Raw genomic sequence first — 23,703 nt, 5'->3', positions numbered from 1 at the left:
TTGTATGGCAATGCGTCTTAATGAAAATCTGGACGATAACGGTGAAATGCATGAGATCAACGTGACGCCGTTTATCGACGTGATGCTGGTTCTGCTGATTATCTTTATGGTTGCCGCACCGCTGGCGACGGTGGACGTGAAGGTGAATCTGCCTGCGTCCTCCAGCCAGCCGCAGCCGCGTCCGGAAAAACCTATCTACCTGTCCGTGAAGGCCGATAAGTCCATGTTCCTGGGCAACGATCCGGTAACGGATGCCTCGGTTATTCCGGCGCTGGACCAGCTGACCGGCGGCAAGAAAGACACCACCGTTTTCTTCCGCGCGGATAAAACCGTCGATTATGAAACCATGATGAAGGTAATGGACACGCTGCATCAGGCGGGATACCTGAAGATTGGTCTGGTCGGCGAAGAGAAAGCGGCCGCGAAGTAAAACGAAGGCTTTTGCCGCCTTCCCTGCCGGGTGGCGGCGTCGCCTTACCCGGCCTGCATTCCGCAACAATCATTGTTGACTCACACTGAAGGCGCCGTCGGCGCCTCTTCATCAAGCGCTACACAGGTCACGTTTGAAGTTCGGTAATGACCTTCCGAGAGTTTACGGGTCAGGCGCAGGGTGGCTGTCTCGCGTGCCAGCAGGTACTGATAGTTCGCCTCCAGTCGCCCGAGGATCTTCTCTTTAAGCTCAGGGCGCTGTTCAATAATGGCGTTCATCACCGCGCCGTAAATCTCCTCCTTGGCCTGCAAGGCGTAAATCTCCCGACGATTCTGCCATTTCAGGCGCACCAGCGTGGCCGGAATCGAAACCAAATCCTGCGTAATTCGCGTCATCTCGTCATTTTTTATCTTTTTCAGGGCGTCGAGATTCTGCTTTAAGATAAATTCATCGCTTTTCTTATCATCTAAAGTCAAATAAACGTTATTACCGCTGTCATCATTCACGTTAATCTTCCCCCAGGTTATAAAAAATGGGATTGTTTTTTTCACGCGTAATTAAATTAAGCCAAATTTCATTGCCGGCCTCATTTATTTGCTGCGTTTTCTCGGTCATTATTTGACTTAGCGTCTGGGCATCTATTTCCCCTTCGGCCTGTAAATCATTTAGTAGATGAACTAAGGCTTCAATCTTGATGGCGCGAAATAAACGCTCTTTTAAATGGCGATCGTGCTCTTCCAGCACCATATTACGGGATTTGCCGGTGCGTGAAACACCAATTAATATGTCGGCTTCATAGTCGGAGAGTTTTCTTTTTCCTTGAGTGAAATTCGCCTCTTTATCTGCTTCCGTCGAAGGCTGTTCCACAGGCGTAATGTGGTACTTTGCCGGGACAAGATTGTCGGGCAGCATTTTAATTTCCTTTAATTTCAAAAAAGGTGGGGGTGGAAAAAGGGTGAGATTCGTTGACAATAACATGAGGCAATTTTAAAATAAAAAAAAATGGAGCCTACCCATGAACAGCATTTTCTTTACGGTCATAACGTTACTATTACTGACCGCTGGCGTGCTTTTATTGATGCAAGAGTTAAATAAACCGAAAGCGTCAAAAGACGTCAGTGAACCGCCGCAGCCTGAATTGATGTCGAAAGAGGAGGGGGAAGATCATTTCTCCGTATTGATGAACGCCGTGACGCCGGTCTGGTACTGGCGGGTAAATCACGAATATATCGATTTTCTCCATGCGACAATTAAGCGAATGAAAATGGCTGAAATTAATGATACGCCCGGCCTGTTCGACGCGCAGCGCCGTTGTAGCGACCTTAATTCGGCGGTTTATAAATATTACGACAATATCAAAAAGCGCTGTCTGAATGGCGAGAAGGTGTCGTACTCCGATTTAGACGTATTAAATCTGCGCCAGTGTTTTCGCGAGTTTAGCCTGGAAGCCTACCCGGAACTGGTCGCGCTGGTCTGGCCGGAGTATGCGCGTCCGGATGTGGATCCCAACGAGGTATAGTTGAGATATACTGAGCGCTGGTTTCGTTTGCAGACAGGATTTTATGGAACGCTTCTTTGAAAACGCAATGTATGCCTCTCGCTGGCTGCTCGCACCCGTCTATTTTGGTCTCTCCCTGGCGCTGGTCGCCCTGACGATCAAGTTCTTCCAGGAGATATTTCATGTCCTGCCAAACATTTTCTCCGTGGCAGAAGCCGATTTGATTCTGGTTCTGCTGTCGCTGGTGGATATGACGCTGGTGGGGGGATTACTGGTGATGGTGATGTTCTCCGGTTATGAGAATTTCGTCTCTCAGCTTGATATCGCCGAGCACAAAGAAAAGCTCAACTGGCTGGGGAAAATGGATGCCTCATCGCTGAAGAATAAAGTCGCGGCGTCGATTGTGGCGATTTCGTCTATACACCTGTTACGCGTCTTTATGGACGCGAAAAACGTCCCGGATAATAAGCTGATGTGGTATGTGATTATCCACCTGACGTTTGTGCTGTCGGCGTTTGTGATGGGGTATCTGGATAAGATCAGTAAGAAATAGATTCACCATGCCCCTCACCCTGCCCTCTCCCCAGAGGGGAGAGGGTGTTCAAGTTCCCTCTCCCCTCTGGGGAGAGGGTTAGGGTGAGGGGCGAAAGCATCGGACCGCACTATTTATTTATCCGACGACGCCTGCCACAAATTCAGCTCACCATCCGCAACGTGCTGGTCAATCCGCGTCAGTTCATCTTCGCTAAAGCGCAGGTTATTCAGCGCCTGAACGTTCTCTTCCAGCTGCTCCGGGCGGCTCGCGCCAATCAGCACCGACGTTACACGCTCATCTTTCAACAGCCAGCTTAGCGCCATCTGCGCCATCGTCTGCCCGCGCGCGTGCGCCATCTCGTTCAGCAGACGAAGGCTGCTCAGGTTGGCTTCCGTCAGCATTTTCTCCGTCAGGCCGCGCACTTTTTTCCCTTCGCGTTGCATACGTGAACCGTCCGGAATACCGTTCAGGTATTTTCCGGTGAGCAGGCCCTGTGCCAGCGGGGTAAAGGCGATACAGCCCGTTCCGTTTTTCTCCAGCGCGTCCAGCAGGCCAGTCTTGTCGACCCAGCGGTTAAGCAGGTTGTAAGACGGCTGGTGGATCAAAAGCGGGATCTTCCACTCGCGCAGCAATTCGGCCATTACCGCCGTGCGTTCCGTGGAGTAGGACGAAATGCCGACGTACAGCGCTTTTCCGCTCTGCACCGCGTGCGCCAGCGCGGCGGCGGTCTCTTCCATCGGCGTGTTTTCGTCTACGCGGTGAGAATAGAAAATATCCACATACTCCACACCCATGCGTTTCAGGCTCTGGTCGAGGCTGGCGAGCAGGTATTTACGTGAACCGCCCGAACCATACGGCCCTGGCCACATGTCGTAGCCCGCTTTGGTGGAGATGATCAGCTCGTCACGATACCCGGCAAAATCCTCCCGCAGCAGACGGCCAAAATTCTCTTCAGCGCTGCCTGGTGGGGGGCCGTAGTTGTTGGCAAGGTCAAAGTGGGTAATACCGAGATCGAAGGCCTTACGCAGCAGCGCGCGCTGGGAATCGAGCGGCTGAACGTGACCGAAGCTGTGCCACAGGCCCAGCGACAGTGCCGGTAAGCGCAGGCCGCTTTTGCCGCAGTATCGGTACTGCATGTTTTCGTATCGGCCGGTGTAAGGGTGCCAGGACATGATGTCTCCTTTCTTGTCGGTGAATTTTCGAAACAACGTTTTCATTCTATGCCGACTCGATAACAAAAAAGTATATTTTCTGCGGTATCTGCCGATAAAGAGGGTAGTACTCGCCTCTGGGCGAATTCACCCTCACGGCAAGGAATACTCAATGAAGATGCTTCGTAATTTCACCATCCGTTTCGTCATGCTGACGATACTGGGGATCTTTTGTGTCATGTGGGCAGGCGTGGGGCTTTACAGCACCTGGTCTCTGTCTCGTGTTTCTGATGGTAATGATGTTGACCGCCAGCTGGTCCGGCAAATGACGGTGCTGAGCCAGGGCAACGATCAGTATTTCCGTTTCGTCACCCGCCTGAGCCGGGCGATGGAAGTTAAAGCGGCGGGCGGCACGCCGGACCTGGCTCCTGCTCAGCAGGCGCTGGATAACATGAGTAAAAAGCTGGCAGAGATGAAAGCTATCTCTCCGGGCCCGATGGATGAAAAGGTGTCTGCGCAGGTGATTTCCACCTGGCAGGCGCTGCTCGATCGGGGCGTGACGCCGCAGATGGCGCAGGCGAAGCAGGCGACGCTCGAAGGCTATCGTCAGCATGCCAACAACGTCACGCCGCCGCTAAGCCGTGCATTCGGGGCAGCGGCTGAGAACTTTAACAACACCGCGTCGAAGGCGCTCGACAGCACGCGCGTGGTGGTCGACGGCCTCACCAGCATGACCCGGACGGTGATTATCACCGCCACGATCGTGGGTCTGTTGATCCTGCTGTTCACCGACCGCTACCTGGTGGCGATACTGGTAAAACCGCTGGATCGTATCCGTCAGCAGTTCCGCCAGATTGCGCAGGGCGATCTCAGCCAGCCGATTGAATCCTTTGGCCGCAACTGCGTGGGGCAACTGGTGCCGCTGCTGAGCGCCATGCAGGACAGCCTGCGGGAAGCGGTCAGCACGATTCGTTCCGGCAGCGAGAATATCTGGCGCGGGGCAACGGAGATCTCCAGCGGGAATAACGATCTCTCTTCGCGTACCGAAGAGCAGGCCGCCGCGCTGGAAGAGACCGCGGCCAGCATGGAGCAGCTAACCGCAACGGTGAAGCTGAACGCCGAAAGCGCGCGCCAGGCCAGCCAGCTTGCGGATGTCGCCTCCAGTACGGCCAGCCGCGGCGGCTCGCTGGTGGAAGATGTGGTCACAACCATGAGCGGCATTTCGGACAGCTCGAAAAAAATCGCTGAAATCACTACCGTCATCAACAGCATCGCCTTCCAGACCAATATTCTGGCGCTGAACGCCGCGGTGGAAGCGGCCCGGGCCGGGGAGCAGGGGCGGGGCTTTGCGGTCGTGGCGGGTGAGGTGCGTAATCTGGCCAGCCGCAGCGCGAATGCGGCAAAAGAGATCGAAGGGCTGATTGCAGATTCCGTTGCCCGCGTGGAGCAGGGGGCGCAGCTGGTGAACGATACCGGCACCACGATGGAAGCGATCCTGCGCGACGTGACGGAAGTGACCGTCATTATGAAGCAGATCGCCACCGCGTCAGAGGAGCAGAGCAAAGGTATTTCTCAGGTCGGCGTTGCCATCACGCAGATGGACGGCGTGACCCAGCAGAACGCCTCGCTGGTGGAGCAGGTTTCCGCCGCCGCCGCCGCACTTGAACGGCAGACCGAAGAACTCCAGCGCTCAGTGCAGAAATTCCGTCTCACCGCGTAACCTCTCGTGTCAGGCCGTCTCTGGCGGCCTGACGTTTATCGCTCTGAATAATCTGTGTCACCTGCGACAGCTGACCAATTTTCACTTCACTTGCCCGCATAAATTTACTTTTGTCGATCAGCAGCAGCGACTGGCTGGCGCGGTTTAACAGCAGCGCCTTAAAGCCCGCGTTGTGCTCGGACGGATCCCAAAGGACGCCATGCTCATCGACCCCTTCACACGAGAAGATGAACAGATCGATCTCCAGCCCTTTTAGCTGCGTCACCAGCGCCGGGTTAACATAGCAGCGATACTTACGCTCAAGCGTTCCGCCGGAGCAGATAAGCGTGATCCGCTCGCGCTTTGCCATCTCGTGGCAGATAGGCAGACTGTTGGTAAATACGGTGAGGTCGATGTCCGGCAACTGGCGCGCCAGATGAAAGCAGGTTGAGCTGGCGTCGAGGGCGATGGTCATCCCTTCGCTGATCCAGCCCAGCGCGTGGCGGGCAATATCGGCTTTGTCGGCATAATGGCTTTTCAGGCGTGCGCCAAAGGGTTCACCGCTGTCGCGGCTGTCCGGATGAATCAGACGCGCGCGCCCGTGCTGGCGCAGAAGCTTCCCCTGCTGCTGCAACGACTTCAGATCCCGGCGGATCGTCTCTTTGCTGACGGAGAGCTTTTCAGCCAGCACATCGGTAGTCAGCCAGTCGCTTTTACTCAGCAAGGTGATAAGACTCTGCTGTCGGGTCGCTTTTAGCGTCTGGTCTGACATACGAGGCTCCTTGCGCACGCGTGCTGACGCATTTTTCTCATCGCGGAAGAAGGGCGGCGAACCGCCCGGTCATGGATCAACCCTGACGTTTATCTTCCGTCTGGGTATCGAAGTCGCTTGCTGAATGACGCTCATGTAACTGCTCGTTCAGCTCGCCGTTGGTACGGTTAACAATGCGCCCGCGTTTAACGGCCGGACGATTCGCCACATCTTTTGCCCAGCGCTGCACGTTGGTGTACTTCCCGGCATCCAGGAACTCGGCGGCGTTATACACGCTGCCCAGCGCCACGCAGCCAAACCATGGCCAGACTGCCATATCCGCAATGGTATATTCCTCACCCGCTACGTAACGACCGCGCGCCAGCTGTTTGTCCAGCACGTCGAACAGGCGTTTAGCTTCCATGGTGAAGCGATCGATAGCGTACTCAATCTTCACCGGTGCGTAGTTATAGAAGTGGCCAAAACCGCCGCCGAGGAACGGGGCCGCGCCCTGTAACCAGAACAGCCAGTTCAGGGTTTCCGTTCGTCCTGCCGGATCTTTTGGCAGGAAGTGACCAAATTTCTCGGCCAGGTAGAGCAGGATATTGCCGGATTCAAAGACGCGCGTCGGCGGGGTGGTGGAGTGGTCACGCAGGGCCGGGATCTTCGAGTTCGGGTTCACGTCGACAAAACCGCTGGAGAACTGATCGCCCTCACCAATGCGGATTAACCATGCGTCGTATTCCGCGCCCGTCACGCCTAGCGCCAGCAGCTCTTCCAGCATGATGGTAACTTTCTGTCCATTCGGCGTACCGAGAGAGTACAGCTGGAGCGGGTGCGCGCCCACAGGTAGCTCTTTCTCATGCGTCGCGCCCGAGACGGGACGGTTGATATTGGCGAACGCGCCGCCGTTATTCTGTTTCCATTCCCACACTTTCGGTGGCTGATAGGTGTTATCTGACATGTTGGCCTGCCTTTTTGGTGTTGTGTTGAGGCAGTGTAGCAGGAGATGCAGGAACCGTTTAACGATGCGAGCGTAATGGGCAGGGCGGGTGTATGATAACGCCACCTCTGTCAGTTAATTACAACGTGCAGACGACGACAACCCCACAAAAAAATTGCCGCCTGCCTGTTTTAGGTTGGACACATGCGTAAAGGAACGTTAAGCAGTGACGCACCCTTCGGGACGTTATTAGGTTATGCGCCGGGTGGCGTGGCGATTTACTCTTCAAATTACGGCAGTCTCGATCCGCGTCACTACCCGGAAGACGCGGAATTCCGCAGCTATATCGGCAACGAATACATGGGCCATAAATGGCAGTGCGTTGAGTTTGCGCGCCGTTTCCTGTTTCTCAATCACGGGTTTGTTTTTACCGACGTCGGGATGGCGTGGGAGATCTTCTCCCTGCGTTTTTTGCGCCAGGTGGTAAACGACAATATTTTGCCGCTACTGGCCTTTGCTAATGGCTCAAAACGCGCGCCGCAGGCCGGTGCGCTGCTCATCTGGCAAAAGGGCGGTGAGTTTCATGAAACCGGCCACGTCGCCGTCATTACCCAGCTGCTGGATGACAGAGTGCGCATTGCCGAGCAGAACGTTATTCACTCCCCGCTGCCGATGGGGCAGCAGTGGACGCGCGAGCTTCGTCTGAGCGTGGAGGACGGTTGCTATACGCTTCATGACACGTTCAACGATACCGTGATCCTCGGCTGGATGATCCAGACGGAGGAGACGGAACACAGTATTCCTCAGCCGGAGATCGACGGTGAACTGCTGAAAATCAGCGGCGCGCGATTGAAGAACAACCGTCAGTTCGACGGAAAATGGCTCAATGAAAACGACGCCCTGCAACAGGCGTACGTTCGCGCCAACGGCCACGTTATCAACAACGATCCCTGCCAGTACTTCACCATTACCGAAAGCGCCGAGCAGGAGCTGATCAAAGCCACCAACGAACTGCATCTGATGTACCTTCATGCCACCGACAAGGTGCTGAAAGACGACAGCTTACTCGCGCTTTTCGACATCCCGAAAATTCTCTGGCCGCGTCTGCGTCTTTCATGGCAGTGGCGTCGTCACCATATGATCACCGGTCGTATGGATTTCTGCATGGATGAGCGCGGCATCAAGGTTTACGAGTACAACGCGGATTCCGCCTCCTGCCATACCGAGGGCGGGCTCATTCTTGAAGAGTGGGTGAAAAACGGCTATCGCGGCACCGGCCACAATCCGGCGGAAGGCTTGCTGGAGGAGCTGACCGGCGCATGGAAGCACAGCCACGCGCGGCCGTTCGTCCATATCATGCAGGACAACGATATCGAAGAGGATTACCACGCGCTCTTTATTCAGCGCTCGCTGATCCAGGCCGGGTTTGAAACCAAAATCCTGCATGGACTGGGGGCGCTGAGCTGGGATGCCGCCGGGCAACTGATTGATGATGAAGGCCGTCACGTCAACTGCGTATGGAAAACCTGGGCGTGGGAAACGGCGATTGAGCAGATCCGCGAGGTGAGCGAAACCGAGTACGCCGCCGTGCCTATCCGCACCGGTCACCCGCAAGGTGAAGTGCGCCTGATTGATGTCCTGCTGCGCCCGGAAGTGCTGGTCTTTGAACCGCTGTGGACGGTGATCCCTGGTAACAAGGCGATCCTGCCGGTGCTGTGGCAACTGTTCCCGAACCACCGTTACCTGCTGGATACCGATTTTGAGGTCAACGATCTGCTCAAACGGACCGGTTATGCCGTTAAACCGATCGCCGGACGCTGCGGGAGCAATATCGATCTGATCGGCGCCCAGGACGAACTGCTGGACCAGTCCAGCGGCAAGTTTGTCGACCGTAAAAACATCTACCAGCAGCTATGGTGCCTGCCGAAAGTTGACGGCAGATACATTCAGGTCTGCACTTTTACCGTGGGCGGGAACTATGGCGGAACCTGTCTGCGCGGGGATGACTCGCTGGTGGTGAAGAAAGAGAGCGATATTGAACCGCTGATTGTGGTGAAAGATAAATAACGTCTCCCTGTTATAAAAACGCCCCCGCAGGGCATGTTGCGGGGGCGTTTCATTACTGCTCTTCCTCTTCCTGCTGCTCGCTGATCTTCAAATCAATGATCCGGCCAATCTGGTCATGGTAAACCGTCAGCAGGTTGTACTGGCTCATCTCGGACATAATTTGCGGCGTGACGTTAAAACTTTGGGCAAGCTCGTCATGGCGCAACATTTCCGGATGACGCCGCCTCACATGCGCGCGGCGGCGATTGTACTGATACCACAGGATCAGCAGCCAGCCGTTGAACGCCGCAATCAGCAGATAGACCAGCACCGTATTAAAAGAGGCGATAATCACGCTCCAGCGGTGATCGCCCTCCTCGGTTAACTGCATCCACAGCCTGGCGTACAGGAAAAACAGGAATCCTCCCCAGGCTATCAGCGTTAATGCGGCATCGAAAAGACGCGGTGCCAGCCGATGTTCAGTCAAAATTAACGTATTCTCGTTCATTGAATGCTCCCTTTACCCCGGTCCGGACTGATCCAGCGCGCGCGGGCGCGTTTACGTTTAAGCATGACTTTCGGAAATGCCACAAGGGTGGTAAACAGGCCAATCATCCAGTACACCATCGGGAACCAGATTACCCAGAACAGCGAGCCTGCCACTTTCCGCTCGTAGCGCCGCTCGATATACAAACTGACGAGGAATTGCAGCAGGCACATCACACCCAGCAGCAGCCCGGTAAACGCCGGGGGAAACAGGCTCGCAACGGCCAGGTTCGCGGGAAGAGGGATAATATGGCTGAGAATGAACAACACCACGGTTGCCCCATAGGCAAACGCCCACAGCGTTGATAGCGCGTACTCAAGAAACAGGGGCCACATGCGATGATGCTCCCAGCGGGCCATCTTGCGCAGGTTAACCAGAAACACCTCTGCCCCCCCCTGCGCCCAGCGCAGACGCTGTTTCCACAGCCCCTTTAGCGTCTCCGGCATCAGGATCCAGCACAGTGCCCGCGGCTCGAAAAAGATATCCCAGTGGCGAAGCTGAAGCTTCCAGCTTATGTCGATATCCTCTGTGATCATGTCCGGGCTCCAGTACCCGACATCCGCCAGCGCCTGTCGGCGAAAGGCGGCGATGACGCCGGAGACGGTAAAGACCCGGCCATAGATCCGCTGCGTTCGCTTGATAAGGCCAATAATGGAAGAAAACTCGCCCACCTGAATGCGGCCAATCAGCGTTGAGCGCGTGCGAATACGCGGATTCCCGGTGACGGCCCCAACGTGGGGATACTGAATCAGCGGTGCCACCAGATACGCCGCGGTGTCGCGGTCGAGCAGGGCGTCGCCGTCAATGCAGACCAGCAAATCGCCCCGGGCCGCCGCAGCGCCGGCCTTGAGCGCCACGGCTTTCCCCTGGTTCTCCGCGAGATTAATCACCCGCAGGCGCGGTTGCTCTCGCGCCAGCTGTTGCAGTACCTCCGCCGTGTTATCAGAAGAACCGTCATTGATGGCGATAACTTCCACATTCCAGTACCGCTGACCCAGCGCGGCGCTAATGGTCTCCCGTGCGTTGCGTTCCTCATTGAAGCAGGGAATAAGAATCGAGATTAACGGCTCACCGGCTAAGGCGGGGGCGGGTGTTGCGTTATCCCACGACCAGTGCCGTTCAAGCTGAAACCAGAAATAGAGGCCGCCGGTTACCCAGAGCACGGACATAAACAGCGGCCAGAAAAAGACAAAGTCCAGAATCAGTTCGCCGGTAAACAGCGCGGCTACGCCTAACGGCAACCCGAATACCAGACACAAAATAGAGAAGGCGATAATGCGATCAGTCATTGTCAGGATACCAGTACGAAGAAAATTCAGGCCTGATACGCGAAATATCAGGTTGGTTGTTGAGGAAGTCGTCGGGGTAATAACCGTAATTTTTGATGCCGTTCAGCTGGAGCACCCGCATCCACTCCACCAGACGTTCATCGGCTACGGCACGCTGCGGTTTCTGTGCCCAGTTCCTGGCCTGTAGCTCAAAAATCGTTTTACTCAGCGCGCCGGGGCGTGCGGCGACGGCTTTGACTAAACGCGTCAGCCAGGCATTGCTCTCTTCTGCCGGGACGGACTCCATCAGCGGCATTGCCATCGGCACCGTCCAGTCGTAGGCCGCCAGAAAATCATCGAGATTTTGCGCAAACCATGCCTCGCTTTCCGGCTCGAGAATGGGCAACGCGAACATGTTCCGCGCGGTTTTGATCTGCGGGCCACGGATGTTTTTCACCGCCTGGCTCAGGGTGCGGGTAAAGCCGATAAGCCGCTGACTCTTCTGCCGGGTCGTGTCCTGCCCGGCATCGTCAACGTCCGTCAGCACCGCATCGTCATGAAATAAGATCCCATTGAAGCTGGCATAGCGGGCCAGATCTTCATAGATCTCCGTCACCTGCTGGCGAACCTGCGGACTCCACGGGGAGAGCCTGATATAGGGCTCGGCGGCCACGGTCAACGCTCCCGTTTGACGATCCCGGCGCTGCACGCGCGGCAAGGCTGGACTGAGATCGAAAGAGAGAACCGGCATCCACGCGAAGACTTTCACTCCCGCGCGGGTTTGTAGCTGCCAGGCGACAAAATTAAAGAGATCGGCCCGGACCGGGAGCCGACGGTTGGGGAAATAGAGCGCATCGATCCTGCCGTCGCCCCGCGGATCCGAAAACGCCTGGAGAAACACATGGCTGATTTTCATGTCGTAGACCCGCTGGACGAGTTTGTTGATGTTTTTCGTCTGCTGGGCCGGATCGGGATCGTAGACGTAATCGAGATCGACATGCATGACGCGCACCGGGTCAAACTCCTGAACGCGGCTAACCGTGTTGGCAAAGGTTTTTATCGACGGATTTCCAGCGATCAGCAGGCGCGGGATGTTGCCGAGGTCGCGCACGTTTCCCAGCCCGTCTTCCAGGGTAAAGGCCAACTGATAGCCCTGTTTCTGGGCGATAGCGAGCGACGTACCGTTGGCAGCCCCATAGGGCCACACCCAGGCACGCGGCGCTTTTCCCGTCACCTGGGTGATTTTATCGGTGACTTTGCGTACGTCTGCGGCGATCCGCTGGTTGAAGTGTTCATCGGTTTCGTAATGCCCCGTCGCGTTATCGAAAAAACGGTTGGCGATGGCGGGTTCACGGCTTCCCTGCGGGTTGGCCGGAATGCCGTAATGCGAGGCCCAGGTATGCGAGCCAATCTCAATCAGCGGGGACTGGCTGAGCTCGCGAACCATATCCCAGGTGGCAAAGCGATCGCGGGGCGTCATCAGACCGCCGAAGTTAACTTTTTGATTTGCCGGCGTATCCACCCAACTGCCCACCGGCGCCCACAGCGCAGGAACGTTCCAGGCCTGAAGCAGAGGCCAGACCCGGGTGTAAAAGCTGCTGTAGCCGTCGTCAAAGCTGAGCAAAACGGCTTTCGGCGGCAGCGCTTTTTTCCCTTCATGCGCATCCAGAATGTCCTGCACGCTGATGGCGTGATAGCCGTTGTGCAAAAGCCAGCTTATCTGCTCGTTTAACGCGCTGGTGCGAACGGAGAGGTAGCGCTGATCGGCGGCATCATCTTCAACGTCGTGGTAGGCCAGGACCAGAAACTGATTCTCCGGCCAGGGTTTGCTGGCCTCCAGCTGCGGCCTCTTTTCAGGGGCCATAAAGGAGAGCGGCTGCGCGCAGAGGCTCGCGCTGAGGCAGAGCCAGCCGATGACGATCAGGCTTACAGAAAAACGTGTGTTCAGCATATTCATCCTTAAAAGCGTAAAGTCGCATCTAACGTGACGGAGAGATTGCTCTCGCGTTTGCCGTCGTAAGGGCGCTTATCCCAGTTCAGCATCACGCCAGTATCGACAACGTTGTTCCACTGGATGCGTTGCCCGTAACCCAGCAGGGTAACGGCACCCGCGGACTGATTTTTCTGCCAGTAGCTGCCCCCTCCTGCCACGAACTGCTGGCTCCAGAGGGTGTCGTAGTGGCGGTACATCTCATGGTCAACGGACAGGGCAGCCGTCACGGACAGATCCCGTGCCGGGTTGTAATAGAGCGTATTCCGCAGGCTGTTTTTACTGGCGGCGATCCCCGGTTCGAGATCCAGCGTCAGGGTCGGGGTCTGCCAGAGACGCTCTTTCCCAGAGAGGGTGTATTCCTGACGGCGGTTGTGGTCCGAGAAGCGGCTGACGGCGGCGTTGAACTGGTATTCACGTCGCTCGTTTTGATACCAGCGCACCCCACCTTCACCCCGGTTGGCGCTGATCCCATTGCGTAATGCCCGTAAGGGTGTCGCACGTGACAAGTGTTCGAGGTTACCGCTGACCTGCCAGTTATCACTCAGGCTGTAGGTTGTTGAGAGCCGTGCGCCCGGCCTGTTTGTGCCGTGATAGCGGTTGCTGGAGAGCTCGGCTTCGAGCGTGAGGTCACGTGGGCGCCACTCAACGCCGCCCAACAGGTGGCGGCTGATGCCTTTACCTTCGTCGAAATTCCCCTGGGCATAGCGGGCGCCGGCAAACAGCCGCCAGTTATCCGCCACGGGCGGGCCATAGAGCGTGGCGTCCCAGCTCATGTCGTGGCTACCGCTGACGGGGTTATCTGAGTGCAATCCTTTACCCGCGTTCAGACGCAGCTCAGACATGTGGTGGACCGCTCTGAGCCTGTCCAGGCGACGGGCGCTGCGATCGGCGGGGGCGCGAGCAATCACGTCATCAGCCAGTAAATCCATCTGACGCCACTCCTGAAGGTCCATTGCGACGTAAGCCTGCTGTTTTTCAAGCTCCAGATTCGCGGGTTCAAGCGCCTCTGCTTGTTTAAGCTTTTGCTCGGCCGCGCGCGGCAGGCCTCTGGCCTGAAGCAGGGCGGCATAATCAATCTGTAATCCCTGATTTCCCGGCGCCGTTGACGCCAGACGATACGACAGCTTTTCGGCCTCCGGCAGGGCGTTGGTCGCCAGCAAATAGTTAAGTTTGAGAGACTGTCCGGTGAGCCACCGATCGTTCGGCTGAGCGGTCGGGGATCCGAAATCGTAGCGGGTCCAGGGAACGCTGCGGGTCTCGCGCTCAACGTAGCGGCGGGCGGTCTGATACTGCCCCGTATCCAGCCAGGCGTAGAAAAGCGCATGCTCCTCATCCTGCGGATCGGAGGCGTAGTGTGGATAGCGTTGCACAAGCGAGAAGGCGGCGACGGCATTTTTCTCCTGCAAATATGCAGAGATCACCCAGCCGATGGCCCAGTCCGGCACCGGATGCTGTGCGGCCGTCAGCGACTCGTATTCGCTAATGACCTGCCGGTAATCACCCTTCGCATACAGGGCGCCAAGCCGATCGATACGGGCAAGGATGACGTCTTCAGCCGCCTGCGGGTCGTTTTGCCAGCGAGAAAGCAGGGCCTGGTAACGATCTAATGCGTTTTGTGCCAGCCGCAGGCGCTCTTTCTCCGTTCTGCCAGGCACATCCGCCAGGCGTACCCTTTCAGCCGCGGCGTTACGCTCAAGGCGGCGGCGCTCCGCGGGAGACATCGCCACACTTTGCGACAGCCAGAGTGCGGGCGTGCTTACCCGGTTTTCCGTTAACGCATCGATCGTCTCGCGAAGAAGGGCATTATTCCCGGGTGCGGCGTTCAGCGCGCGCATGTCCGCCAGCAGCCGGTCCCCGTTTTTTCCCTGGCGCATCCAGACATAGGAGAGCGTCTCAAGGTGCGCGGGAGAAGGAGCGTCCTTAACCAGCTGCCGGGCTTCCGAAAGCGCGAGGCGATCTCTGCGGGCATCGGCCAGGGTCTTAACATAGCCGATGCGGTAATCGTCGTTATCCGGCGCAAGGCTGAGCGCCTCTTTCCACAGCGATAAGGCGGATGGCCAGGCTTTTTGGTTTCTTCTGGACTGGGCGACGGCAGCGATGGCGCGAGCGGGCAGCGGCATATAAATACCATAACGCTGCCAGACCCGGATAACCTCATCATCGCGTCCTGCCCAGGAGGCTACCTGTAACCAGTCCGCGACCTGTCCGGGTGTTAAAGCATGTTGTTGCTCATAGCGCTGTAGGTAATCAAGAAACAGAGCGTAATTACCGTTACGTGCCTGTTGTATCTGATGCTCATAAACGGATTCATCAGCCTGAACCAGAACAGGAAAGAGTAAAAGCAGGAGCAATAATATTGTGGTGCGATAAAAGAATAACATAGTGAAGCTAAGCGATCTTTCCATATCTATTTGCCATTTGTTTATCGTGAATCCATTGCATAACACGGCCGCCTTTTAACTCTGTGTTAAAGGGCATAAAGGAGAACATTAAATCTGAATGATGCTACGTTATGGGGTACTTACTTAAAGGTAATTATGAGCCCTCATCTCAGTGGTCTGATTGGGCTTAATGTACACCCGATATGTTGGGGGATAAATAAGTTGAAAAGCGGCTGGGAGGTTTTGAGATAATTCTGGAAGAAGTAAGTTTTTTAGATAATTCAGTGCAGGATTGTTCTTTTTAACTGATTGATGTTAAATGTTTTTTCTTTTGCTTCTTCCTGTTTTTTTATATTAGAAATGAAGTTCTGCTGAGTTAATTAAAGTACTTTCTGGTGCATGTTTGGGAAGTTTCATGACAAAAATTCTTAATGTTCAGAGAAGTGACTTTTCTGAAATTCTTTTTTATTTATAATTAACGCCAGGCATTGAGTGATAGTCTACAAAAAGTCTAGCTCACCAATGTCATATTGAGGGATGATCAAAGCCAGAAAACATTTGCCGTTAATGTAAAACGCTATAAACGAAAGCGTTCTTGTTTCTTAAGAGGCGGGCTTGCTTTAATCTAAAAGGGATGGTTAGTGGCGACTTCAATAGTGTTAGTGACTCAGGATTGTTTCCTTGTCAGGGGGATGCGGCTATTTTTCCCGGATATAATTTGCCTCAGTTCGATAGACAGAAACATATTTGATACCGACGCAAATGAATATACTGTACTGATTGATAGCCGTACGCCGCTCCGTTTATATGATTACCTGATACGCCATCCGGCCAGAACGAGAAAAACGATCTGCTGCGTTATGCTGGATATGCGTCCTCGAGAGGAGGATCTTCTCAGTATGAAGCTGTTTATGAACACGTCGCTTACGGCTCCGGATATGGCGTCGTTATTCAATCTGGTGCTTGATATGAAAGGCAGGCGTCTGACAACCAAATGGCTGCTTAACTTACGGCTGAGTCGACACGAAGCGATAATGATCAGGTTGCTGAAGGCAGGGAGGTCAATGGAAGAGATTGCAGATAAGCTGAATATGTCGGTTAAAAGCCTCTATCGCAAGCGAACGGTGCTGTCGGAGCGGTTAGGAGCAGGTAACTTCAACGAGGCGTGTTTGTTTATCTTTAAAAACAAACTGCTGGACGTGGTTGGGAACGATCCCTAGCTTCGTCAGAAGCCAAAAGCAGAAACCCGCCACGAGGGCGGGTTCTTTTCATGGAAATAATTCAGAACGACCAGCGCAGATTGGCGTTAACAGAGTTGACGCGGGTATCCGCACCATATTGTCCCTGGTAACCCACATCCAGCGTCGCAGCACGCGACAGCTGTACGCTCACGCCGATATCACCGACCATCACATCCTCATCCACGGCCTGTCCCTGAGTAATGAACGCGTCGCTGCCCGCAAACGCCATGCGCGAAGAGGTATTCTTATCGCCATAGGCGTGCTGCCAGCCCAACGAACCGTAGAGGTTAACGTGCTTCGGCAACTCGGTCACACCGCGCAACCCGAGTGTCGTATAGAAGGTGTTCATCGTTTCGTTACGGACGCTCAGCGCAGCGGCACCGCCGTCTTCCCTGAAGCTGTCGGTATGCAGCCGGATGTACGATAAATTGACGAACGGCTCAATATTCCTGTCTGGCTGGCCGAAACGGTAGCCCGCTTCGGTGAACGCCAGCAGGGAGTTCGCGTCGTAATCTGACTTCAGCCGATCCGAGAAGCCGCTGAAATCAACATTGCGCTCGCCTTCGATCTTGTGCCAGGTGTAACCCAGCGCGCCGCGAAGGGAGAACGCATCCTGTTGACCCGCCGCATACAGACCAAGGTGATAGTTGTCGGTATCCGTTGAGGAGCGACGGCTGTCGACGTCATAATCACCCCGGCTGTAGCCGAAGTAGCCGCCGACACGCACGTTATGGTCCGCCAGTTTGCGATCTGCCCCCAGCAGGAAGCCGGTGGTGTTGCCGTCCAGCTTGCCCACGTTACCGTCGCCGCTGTTTCGGCTCCAGGAGCTGAAGGTCTGGCCCCAGACGCCATTGTTTTGCGGCTCCGGCTGCTGCACCAGCGACATGGCTAACGGTGGTATCGGCAGGCTGTCGTTATCAAACGCGCGCTGCATCCGCTGGTTTAACACGTTAAACACCTGCGTGCTGCCAGCGATCAGGTTGGACTGCATTGACGGATAAACTTCACCAGAAAGCTGGTTGAACGCCTCGCGCGCTTCCGGTGCGCTCAGCAGAAGCAGCGAGTTATACAGCGCCAGCGACGGGCCGCTTTGCGTCAGCGTGGAGAGCGCGCCTGCGGTATTCCACTGGTTGCTGCTTTGGGCCACGGTCTGGAAAATGCCCGGCTTGCCGCTGCCCGGGTTTTCACCGCCAGGATTCTCACCGCCCGGGTTTTCACCACCAGGATTTTCGCCTCCGGGGTTTTCACCGCCAGGATTCTCACCGCCAGGGTTTTCGCCTCCGGGGTTTTCTCCTCCGGGGTTTTCTCCTCCAGGATTCTCGCCACCGGTCTCTTTCTGCGCGATGGTCAGATCGACGGCGTTGGTGCTTTGCTTAAGCGCCACGTCGAGGAATGCGGATTTGGAGATCGCTCCGGCGAACTCACCGTCGATTCCCCCGTCGGAGGTCAAAATGCGGTAGCTTTGGCCCGTTTTATAGCTGGTTTGCGGATCCAGCGCGGTGACCTGTACCTTAGCCTGATTGCTGATGGTGGTTTTGCCCGATACCAGTAGCTGGTCGCTGCGGCCATCTGCTGCGATATCGACGTCATAGAAGGATTCGCCGATAAAGTTCAGATAGCGTTTCAGCGTCAACGTACCGATATTGCCGTCGCCGGGCGAGATATGTCCGCCGGACAGGATCTCGGTCTGGCCCAGCGTCCCGTTGCCGCCCAGCGTTCCGCCGGACTTGATTGACGCGGCACTGCTGTAACCCACCCCGTTGCTGACGTCTGAACCCGCCGTCGCGTTGAGGATCAGCGTACCGCCGTTCTCCGCGCTAAGGGTCTGGACGTCAAAGATATCGTCTTCTGGCTGGGTATTAATATTGCTGGCAATGATGACTTTACCGCCCCGCGCGGTTACGTTCGCCTTGAGTGCGGAAAGATCGCCGTTCAGCGTCGTCTGCCCGGAGGTATTGATCACATCACCTTCACCGCTCATCGTGTTGCTGAAGAGGTAATTTCCGTCGGTATGGTTGAAGTAGACATAGCTGCCGAACAGTCCGCCACGCAGGCTGATTGCCGTCTTCGCATCGAGGGTACCTGCGCCGCCCGCCGTGCCAAGCGTTGGCTCAGTTAAACCCGTGCCGGTGTCCATATTGCCGCGGCTGCCGATGATGAGCGCACCCCGGTTCGAGCCGGAACCCGATGTCCCCACGATCAGCGCATTGCTGCCAGCGGAAAATGAACCGCCGTCAATCACAGACAGCACGCCATTGCCGTAATCGCCCACGCTCACGCTGCTGCCGCTGGTAAAGCGCGAGTCCTTGCCCGCAATAACCAGCTCGGCGGTTTTCCCTGCCCCGGAGACGCCCGCCACCTGCACGCCGCCAACGTTAACCACCCCGCCGTTCAGCACGTCCAGGTCGCCATAAAGCGTCAACGTACGGCCAACGTTCCACTGTGACCCGCTCCCCGTGACGGTGGCTTTCGGGCTCAGCGTGTCGGTTTCACCCGGTCCGGTACCGTTGCCGATGCGTGCATCGTAAGCGGTATTGAGCGCAGCGCCGTCTTCAATCGCAAGCGTGGAGCGTGCGCCCAGATCGGTGCCTACGCTAAGAAAATTACTGGTCACACGAGAGCCGGCACCCGTGGCGATTAGGTGGCTGTCGTAGCCGCGGGTGGTGCCGACAACGATCTCCTTCGCGCTTGCCAGCGCGCCCTCTTCGACTCGCAGGGTGCCGAGGCCAAGATTCAGGTCGCCGCGCAGGACGTACCGATCGTTCACCGCGTTAAGCTCAGCGTCTGGCCCACGGACCGTGACCACGCTTTCATAAATTTTGCCGTCGAACAGCCGACCGATATTGATGTTATAGGCGGTGATTTTGCCATTATCGATCAGCAGGTTTCCGCGTTGGTTACGTCCAACATAAACATCTCCGGTGTAACCCAGCGTTTCGGTAATACGCGACTCGCCATCAAAAAAGGCATCGGCTGCACGCGCGACATCGGCAGGTAAAAAAAGTAACAGCGGCGCGGAAAATAGAGCGAGGTAAAGTCTGGAAAGCGGTGTCTTAACCGCTAAAGAATGTGATGTAGAGTTATTCACGGGCTATCTCCGTACTCATTAGCATGATGTCAGGAACATCGTTTTTATATGAAAACTCAGATACGTCAGATAACGTAAAAGGCGTTATTTCAGTACGCCTTTTAATGCGGTGCTAATTATTTATGTGTGACAACTGGTGTACAGGTTGGCGCGCTCAGCGTCGGTGCAGATCCTAAAATTCCCGGCATCATCATCGATGAACAATCGAAAATACGCCCTTTTTCTGTCGTGGCGCGATAAGAGAGTTTTTGTCCTCCCAGTGCGTCCGGCTGGGCGCCATTAACGTTGGATACGGTTATTTCATCCGATGAGCCCAGTCCCAGCATTTTAGCGGTCTCCGCCTGTAGGAGTGGAATAGCCTGATCGGTTTTCAACGTGGAACAACCGGCTAGCATCAACGTAACGGTTAAAACGATGAGTGGTTTTTTCATAAATTATCCTTGATATCCAACCAGTTAATTTCACTGATTGTATTTATGTTTTCTTTTACCCAAATCAGCGAATAATATATTTCTCTTTCCTAATCGAAAAAACCCTCCTAAAGTAGGGTGGGTAGATAATAATTCATCTGTACTCTAAGATATGCGAAGGTAAAAGGAGGCTCCTTTGGGACAGAATTATGCGTTAGTCGTTGATGACCATCCATTGGTAGCAAGCGGCATCGCCAATTTTCTGATTACACATTGCCAGTTTAAGCAGGCGTGTGTGGTGACGAATGAGGATGATTGCTACCGCCAAATTAGGGATCATGGCCCGCCACGTTTGCTGGTAATCGATTTTTGGCTCTCTTCCGGAACGGCCCTGAAATTACTCAAAGAAGTAAAGCAACTTTACCCACAGGTACGACTCCTGGTGGTCAGCGGGGATGACAATAATGATATCTGGCGCAAAGTTAATGCCGCCGGGGGACACGGTTTTGTATTGAAAAGCGAGCCACCTGAGATGTTCTCGCGGGCCGTTTTCGCACTCACTGATAATCAGACCTGGTTTCCTGAGGGAAACGAAATTTCCGTTAAGACGAATAATGAGAAGTTAAGTAAATTTAACTTAACGCCGCGACAAATAGACGTGTTAAATATGATTATGCGCGGCCTGCCAAATAAACGCATCGCCGCCCAGCTTTCAATTTCTGAGCCCACGGTCAAAGAACACATCAGCAATATATTGAAAAAGATAGGCGTTAACAGCCGGGTCGAAGCCATCACGCTTCTGCATGGCAAGCAGGAACCGTCGGAATGAGGTTTTTTCAGAGCTTACAAAATGATGGTATCTCTCCTCCGGCGCAGATCCGTTTGCTAAACAACACCTTTCTGCGGCTGGTATTTAGCTTTAGTGCAGTGCCCTTTGTTGGTATTCCTTTCGCCATCTGGATTTATATGCTTGGGGACGACCTCGGCCCAACGATTATCTGGATAATTATTTATCTGCTATGTGCCGTGGCGATACGAATATTGCACCGACGCTATCAGCGTGAAGCGAAAGAAAACGGTGAAAGGGACGTTCTGCGACGCTGGCTTCCGCGTATTAATAATATTGCCTTTATTCACGGGCTGGGAATTTCATCTCTCTATTTAATTACGCCACAGACGCAGAATTTTGACTTTTCCCTGTTACTTAATATCAGCATTGCCGCCATCGTCGCCGCCAATGCGACGCATCTGACGCCTGTCATCAGTACCTTTACGCGTTTTTCTTCGCCTCCTGGGGGGTGCTGAACCTCGGTATTATCTGGCGGCTGGATGAGTTGATGTTCATCGTGCTCATGCTGAATCTGCTTTACGGCTTCGCGATTTACCGCCATGCGTTAACTTCCCATGCGTTCTTTATTCAGCAAGCGCTGCTTGAGGAAAAAAGCTCACGCCTTGCGGAACAGTTTCGTCAGGCCAAAGAGGACGCGGAGCAGGCATTGCTGGATAAAAATCAGTTTCTGACCACCGCCAGCCACGATCTGCGCCAGCCCGTACACGCAATGGGCTTTCTGATCGAAGCCATCCTCCACCGAAACCGGGACGACAGCCTGACGCCGCAACTCCTTGACCTTCAGCAGAGCGTTCGCTCGGTGCATTTAATGCTCAATTCTCTGCTCGATCTGAGCAAAATAGAATCCGGGAATGTCCTCTCTGCCCCGACCAAAGTGGATATCAGTGCTCTGCTCGACTCGGTCATCACGCTGTTTCGTGAAGAGGCCAACAGCCGCGCGCTTAGGCTGTGCATCCGGCGGCCTAAACGCCGTATCGACGTGATGGGCGATCCGCTGCTGGTGCGACAGTCCCTGATTAACCTGATTCAAAACGCCCTTCGCTACACGCTCCAGGGCGGGGTGCTGGTCGCCATCCGACCGCGCGGTGACGAGTGTATGGTGGAGGTGTGGGACACGGGAGTCGGTATCGCCGATGAAGAGAAGGGCAAAATCTTCTCACCTTACTACCGCCCCGAGCTGGCATGGAAGATCGACAGCGCCGGGCACGGGCTGGGACTGGCCGTCGTTGCCCGTTGTGCCAAGCTGATGAAGGTGAAATACGGAATGCAATCCATTGAAGGTAAAGGCTCACGCTTCTGGATGCGCTTTATCCAATATGCTGGCGAAGACATCGCGCTGGATGCCCCGCCCGCCGCTGATAACACCGCCACGCCGGTACGCTATGCGCCGCTGCACGGTTCCTGCCTGGTCGTTGATGACGACCCGCTGGTGACGTCTGCCTGGGAGAGCCTGATGAGCGTCTGGGGAATCGACGTACGCTGTGCGGCCTCGGCTGAAGAAGCGTTTGCCATAATCGACGACGGCTTTACGCCGTTCGCCGTGCTGTGCGACCAGCGCCTGCGATCGGGCGAAAGCGGCTTCGACATCCTGAAAGCGCTTTTTGACCGTCTGCCGGATATGAGCGGCGCGATAGTCAGCGGCGAATTTAATTCTCCGGTTCTGCTGGAGGCGGAGCAGGAGGGTTACCTGGTGCTTCGCAAGCCTCTTGAGCCGGCTAAACTGCATGCGCTGCTGACGCAGTGGTCGGGGTGTCGTTAAGGGAATGCAGAAGTAGTGGTTCTGGCGGGCTTAGAAAGCAAAAACCCCCGCCAAAGGCGAGGGTTCGAAATAAGTGGTGCCCGGACTCGGAATCGAACCAAGGACACGGGGATTTTCAATCCCCTGCTCTACCGACTGAGCTATCCGGGCAACGGGGCGCATTAAACCCGATCCTCCCTCCGGCGTCAACGAAATTTGTTGCTTTCGGTGCAGACTGCACACTCTCTCACCATTTCGTCGCAAACTTAAGCGAAAAAGCGCGTCCAGAGCGCGGAAAGCGGCATCGCGAGCAGCAGGGCAGGGAGCATGTTCACCACTGCAAACATCTTAATGCCACAGATGCGCAGCCCTGTCGCCAGCAGCAACAGGCCGCCGACGGCGGTAAAGTCTGCCATCATCGCTGGCGTTGTCAGCGGCAGGATCAGCGTGGCGCAGGTGGCCAGCGCCAGCTGAATAAGCAACATCGGCACACAAATCGCGGCGACGGCGATGCCGAGGGTGGTGGCAAAAATGGTGGCAGTAAAGAAATCCAGAAACGCTTTCGCAATCAATATGCTGGGATCGCCGGTCATCCCTTCCTGCATCGAACCGAATATCCCCGTGCCGCTGGCGCAGAACAGAATAATGATCGCAACGTAGTTCTGAATAAACGACTCGTGCGTGCCGTGCTTTGCCTTGCCCGGTCGGGCAATCAGATTTTTGGCTTTGCCTACCGCGTGATTAATACCTTTTTCCAGATAGCAAAACTCGCCGATGAGCGCGCCGAGCAGCGTCGCCAGTACCATCACCGGCAGGTTGGCGCATTTCACCACTAAAAGGATACCAATCCCTAACGACGCCAGGCCAAAAATAGAAGGCATGGAGACGCGAATACGCTCCGGCAGGCGCTGACTTAATACTGCCCCAAGTACACCGCCCAGCAATACGGCTCCCGCATTGATAAAGGGTCCAATTACCACGTTTAACTCCTGTTATTTAAGCACTGGCATTGCATGATTATGGCACGTTCGTCCCTGATTACGCTTAGCTTTGGGAGGCGTAACGCATACTGATTCCTTCTTGCACCTGAAAATAAAAGGTGACATGATTGCGCGAATTTTCTCCTTCCTGTCT

Annotated in this window: 19 protein-coding genes, 1 tRNA gene and 1 pseudogene; 8 read left to right on the top strand and 13 right to left on the bottom strand. The window is 55.2% G+C overall.

Annotated features, from left to right (window positions below):
- Positions 1 to 4: 4 nt before the first annotated feature.
- Positions 5 to 430: a TonB system transport protein ExbD gene (exbD, locus tag AC4OVU_RS18415; RefSeq protein WP_001251472.1), complete on the top strand. Its 426-nt coding sequence runs from the start codon at positions 5 to 7 to the stop codon at positions 428 to 430.
- Positions 431 to 510: 80 nt separating this feature from the next.
- On the opposite strand, the gene AC4OVU_RS18410 is transcribed toward exbD, so the two are convergent.
- The gene (locus tag AC4OVU_RS18410) at positions 511 to 936 is read right to left on the bottom strand and encodes a hypothetical protein (RefSeq protein WP_017382748.1); all 426 of its coding nucleotides are present in this window, start codon (positions 934 to 936) and stop codon (positions 511 to 513) included.
- Between the two features lies 1 nt (position 937).
- A complete protein-coding gene (locus AC4OVU_RS18405; protein ID WP_032649523.1) occupies positions 938 to 1,342 on the bottom strand; it encodes a hypothetical protein in 405 nt (134 codons plus the stop codon).
- A 103-nt stretch (positions 1,343 to 1,445) separates the two neighbouring features.
- Between AC4OVU_RS18405 and AC4OVU_RS18400 the strand changes: the two genes are divergently transcribed.
- On the top strand, positions 1,446 to 1,949 hold the full coding sequence (locus AC4OVU_RS18400) for an ESA_00282 family adhesion-associated protein (protein WP_033487658.1): 504 nt from the start codon (positions 1,446 to 1,448) through the stop codon (positions 1,947 to 1,949).
- 43 nt (positions 1,950 to 1,992) lie between these two features.
- Positions 1,993 to 2,481 carry a TIGR00645 family protein gene (locus AC4OVU_RS18395; RefSeq protein WP_006811956.1) on the top strand — a complete coding sequence of 163 codons (489 nt, stop codon included), beginning with the start codon at positions 1,993 to 1,995 and terminating at the stop codon, positions 2,479 to 2,481.
- Positions 2,482 to 2,594: 113 nt separating this feature from the next.
- On the opposite strand, the gene AC4OVU_RS18390 is transcribed toward AC4OVU_RS18395, so the two are convergent.
- The gene (locus tag AC4OVU_RS18390; protein WP_017382745.1) at positions 2,595 to 3,635 is read right to left on the bottom strand and encodes an aldo/keto reductase; all 1,041 of its coding nucleotides are present in this window, start codon (positions 3,633 to 3,635) and stop codon (positions 2,595 to 2,597) included.
- A 151-nt stretch (positions 3,636 to 3,786) separates the two neighbouring features.
- Here AC4OVU_RS18390 and AC4OVU_RS18385 point away from each other — a divergent pair, with 151 nt between their 5' ends.
- Positions 3,787 to 5,334, top strand: a complete 1,548-nt coding sequence (locus AC4OVU_RS18385; protein ID WP_110293060.1) for a methyl-accepting chemotaxis protein — start codon at positions 3,787 to 3,789, stop codon at positions 5,332 to 5,334.
- Here AC4OVU_RS18385 and fucR read toward each other — a convergent pair.
- Positions 5,324 to 6,085, bottom strand: coding sequence for an L-fucose operon activator (gene fucR, locus AC4OVU_RS18380; RefSeq protein WP_015571863.1), 762 nt, complete (start codon positions 6,083 to 6,085; stop codon positions 5,324 to 5,326). The genes AC4OVU_RS18385 and fucR overlap by 11 nt on opposite strands.
- A 76-nt stretch (positions 6,086 to 6,161) precedes the next feature.
- Positions 6,162 to 7,028 (bottom strand): glutathione-dependent disulfide-bond oxidoreductase, encoded by an 867-nt coding sequence (gene yghU, locus AC4OVU_RS18375; RefSeq protein WP_003862465.1) that lies wholly within the window; start codon positions 7,026 to 7,028, stop codon positions 6,162 to 6,164.
- A 183-nt stretch (positions 7,029 to 7,211) separates the two neighbouring features.
- Here yghU and gss point away from each other — a divergent pair, with 183 nt between their 5' ends.
- On the top strand, positions 7,212 to 9,074 hold the full coding sequence (gss, locus tag AC4OVU_RS18370; protein ID WP_110293061.1) for a bifunctional glutathionylspermidine amidase/synthase: 1,863 nt from the start codon (positions 7,212 to 7,214) through the stop codon (positions 9,072 to 9,074).
- 52 nt (positions 9,075 to 9,126) lie between these two features.
- Here the strand turns inward: gss and pgaD are convergent, their stop codons facing one another.
- Genes pgaD through pgaA form a run of 4 tightly spaced genes read right to left on the bottom strand, consistent with a single transcriptional unit; the run spans position 9,127 to position 15,266 of the window.
- Entirely contained in the window at positions 9,127 to 9,561 is a 435-nt protein-coding gene (pgaD, locus tag AC4OVU_RS18365; protein WP_015571861.1) for a poly-beta-1,6-N-acetyl-D-glucosamine biosynthesis protein PgaD, read from the bottom strand.
- Complete coding sequence (gene pgaC, locus AC4OVU_RS18360; protein ID WP_015571860.1) at positions 9,558 to 10,889, bottom strand: poly-beta-1,6-N-acetyl-D-glucosamine synthase; 1,332 nt, start codon at positions 10,887 to 10,889, stop codon at positions 9,558 to 9,560. Before pgaC ends, pgaD begins: the two co-directional genes overlap by 4 nt.
- The gene (gene pgaB, locus AC4OVU_RS18355) at positions 10,882 to 12,819 is read right to left on the bottom strand and encodes a poly-beta-1,6-N-acetyl-D-glucosamine N-deacetylase PgaB (protein ID WP_110293062.1); all 1,938 of its coding nucleotides are present in this window, start codon (positions 12,817 to 12,819) and stop codon (positions 10,882 to 10,884) included. Before pgaB ends, pgaC begins: the two co-directional genes overlap by 8 nt.
- A gap of 8 nt (positions 12,820 to 12,827) precedes the next feature.
- Positions 12,828 to 15,266, bottom strand: coding sequence for a poly-beta-1,6 N-acetyl-D-glucosamine export porin PgaA (pgaA, locus tag AC4OVU_RS18350; protein ID WP_110293063.1), 2,439 nt, complete (start codon positions 15,264 to 15,266; stop codon positions 12,828 to 12,830).
- Between the two features lie 668 nt (positions 15,267 to 15,934).
- Between pgaA and AC4OVU_RS18345 the strand changes: the two genes are divergently transcribed.
- A complete protein-coding gene (locus AC4OVU_RS18345; RefSeq protein ID WP_045324834.1) occupies positions 15,935 to 16,462 on the top strand; it encodes a helix-turn-helix transcriptional regulator in 528 nt (175 codons plus the stop codon).
- A 61-nt stretch (positions 16,463 to 16,523) separates the two neighbouring features.
- On the opposite strand, the gene AC4OVU_RS18340 is transcribed toward AC4OVU_RS18345, so the two are convergent.
- The gene (locus AC4OVU_RS18340; RefSeq protein ID WP_063150878.1) at positions 16,524 to 19,571 is read right to left on the bottom strand and encodes an autotransporter family protein; all 3,048 of its coding nucleotides are present in this window, start codon (positions 19,569 to 19,571) and stop codon (positions 16,524 to 16,526) included.
- Between the two features lie 116 nt (positions 19,572 to 19,687).
- Positions 19,688 to 20,002, bottom strand: coding sequence for a lipoprotein (locus AC4OVU_RS18335; RefSeq protein ID WP_017382737.1), 315 nt, complete (start codon positions 20,000 to 20,002; stop codon positions 19,688 to 19,690).
- Positions 20,003 to 20,177: 175 nt separating this feature from the next.
- Between AC4OVU_RS18335 and AC4OVU_RS18330 the strand changes: the two genes are divergently transcribed.
- Positions 20,178 to 20,810 (top strand): response regulator transcription factor, encoded by a 633-nt coding sequence (locus AC4OVU_RS18330; RefSeq protein WP_017692678.1) that lies wholly within the window; start codon positions 20,178 to 20,180, stop codon positions 20,808 to 20,810.
- Positions 20,807 to 22,590 (top strand): annotated as a pseudogene (locus AC4OVU_RS18325) (hybrid sensor histidine kinase/response regulator). The gene AC4OVU_RS18330 and the pseudogene AC4OVU_RS18325 overlap by 4 nt, the downstream one beginning before the upstream one ends.
- A 74-nt stretch (positions 22,591 to 22,664) precedes the next feature.
- Here the strand turns inward: AC4OVU_RS18325 and AC4OVU_RS18320 are convergent.
- Positions 22,665 to 22,740 (bottom strand) — tRNA-Phe (locus AC4OVU_RS18320).
- A 95-nt stretch (positions 22,741 to 22,835) separates the two neighbouring features.
- Positions 22,836 to 23,549 (bottom strand): DUF554 domain-containing protein, encoded by a 714-nt coding sequence (locus AC4OVU_RS18315; protein ID WP_017692680.1) that lies wholly within the window; start codon positions 23,547 to 23,549, stop codon positions 22,836 to 22,838.
- Positions 23,550 to 23,703 lie beyond the last annotated feature (154 nt).

The sequence above is a fragment of the Enterobacter sp. 6722112 genome, from assembly GCF_058661685.1.
This window is presented reverse-complemented; position numbering and strand designations above follow the sequence as displayed.

Bases quoted from the DNA above. Each gene is read 5' to 3' on its own strand.
- exbD (WP_001251472.1), top strand. From the start codon at position 5: ATGGCAATGCGTCTTAATGAAAATCTGGACGATAACGGTGAAATGCAT.
- AC4OVU_RS18405 (WP_032649523.1), bottom strand. From the start codon at position 1,342: ATGCTGCCCGACAATCTTGTCCCGGCAAAGTACCACATTACGCCTGTG.
- AC4OVU_RS18400 (WP_033487658.1), top strand. From the start codon at position 1,446: ATGAACAGCATTTTCTTTACGGTCATAACGTTACTATTACTGACCGCT.
- AC4OVU_RS18395 (WP_006811956.1), top strand. From the start codon at position 1,993: ATGGAACGCTTCTTTGAAAACGCAATGTATGCCTCTCGCTGGCTGCTC.
- AC4OVU_RS18390 (WP_017382745.1), bottom strand. From the start codon at position 3,635: ATGTCCTGGCACCCTTACACCGGCCGATACGAAAACATGCAGTACCGA.
- AC4OVU_RS18385 (WP_110293060.1), top strand. From the start codon at position 3,787: ATGAAGATGCTTCGTAATTTCACCATCCGTTTCGTCATGCTGACGATA.
- fucR (WP_015571863.1), bottom strand. From the start codon at position 6,085: ATGTCAGACCAGACGCTAAAAGCGACCCGACAGCAGAGTCTTATCACC.
- yghU (WP_003862465.1), bottom strand. From the start codon at position 7,028: ATGTCAGATAACACCTATCAGCCACCGAAAGTGTGGGAATGGAAACAG.
- gss (WP_110293061.1), top strand. From the start codon at position 7,212: ATGCGTAAAGGAACGTTAAGCAGTGACGCACCCTTCGGGACGTTATTA.
- pgaD (WP_015571861.1), bottom strand. From the start codon at position 9,561: ATGAACGAGAATACGTTAATTTTGACTGAACATCGGCTGGCACCGCGT.
- pgaC (WP_015571860.1), bottom strand. From the start codon at position 10,889: ATGACTGATCGCATTATCGCCTTCTCTATTTTGTGTCTGGTATTCGGG.
- pgaB (WP_110293062.1), bottom strand. From the start codon at position 12,819: ATGCTGAACACACGTTTTTCTGTAAGCCTGATCGTCATCGGCTGGCTC.
- pgaA (WP_110293063.1), bottom strand. From the start codon at position 15,266: ATGGAAAGATCGCTTAGCTTCACTATGTTATTCTTTTATCGCACCACA.
- AC4OVU_RS18345 (WP_045324834.1), top strand. From the start codon at position 15,935: ATGCGGCTATTTTTCCCGGATATAATTTGCCTCAGTTCGATAGACAGA.
- AC4OVU_RS18335 (WP_017382737.1), bottom strand. From the start codon at position 20,002: ATGAAAAAACCACTCATCGTTTTAACCGTTACGTTGATGCTAGCCGGT.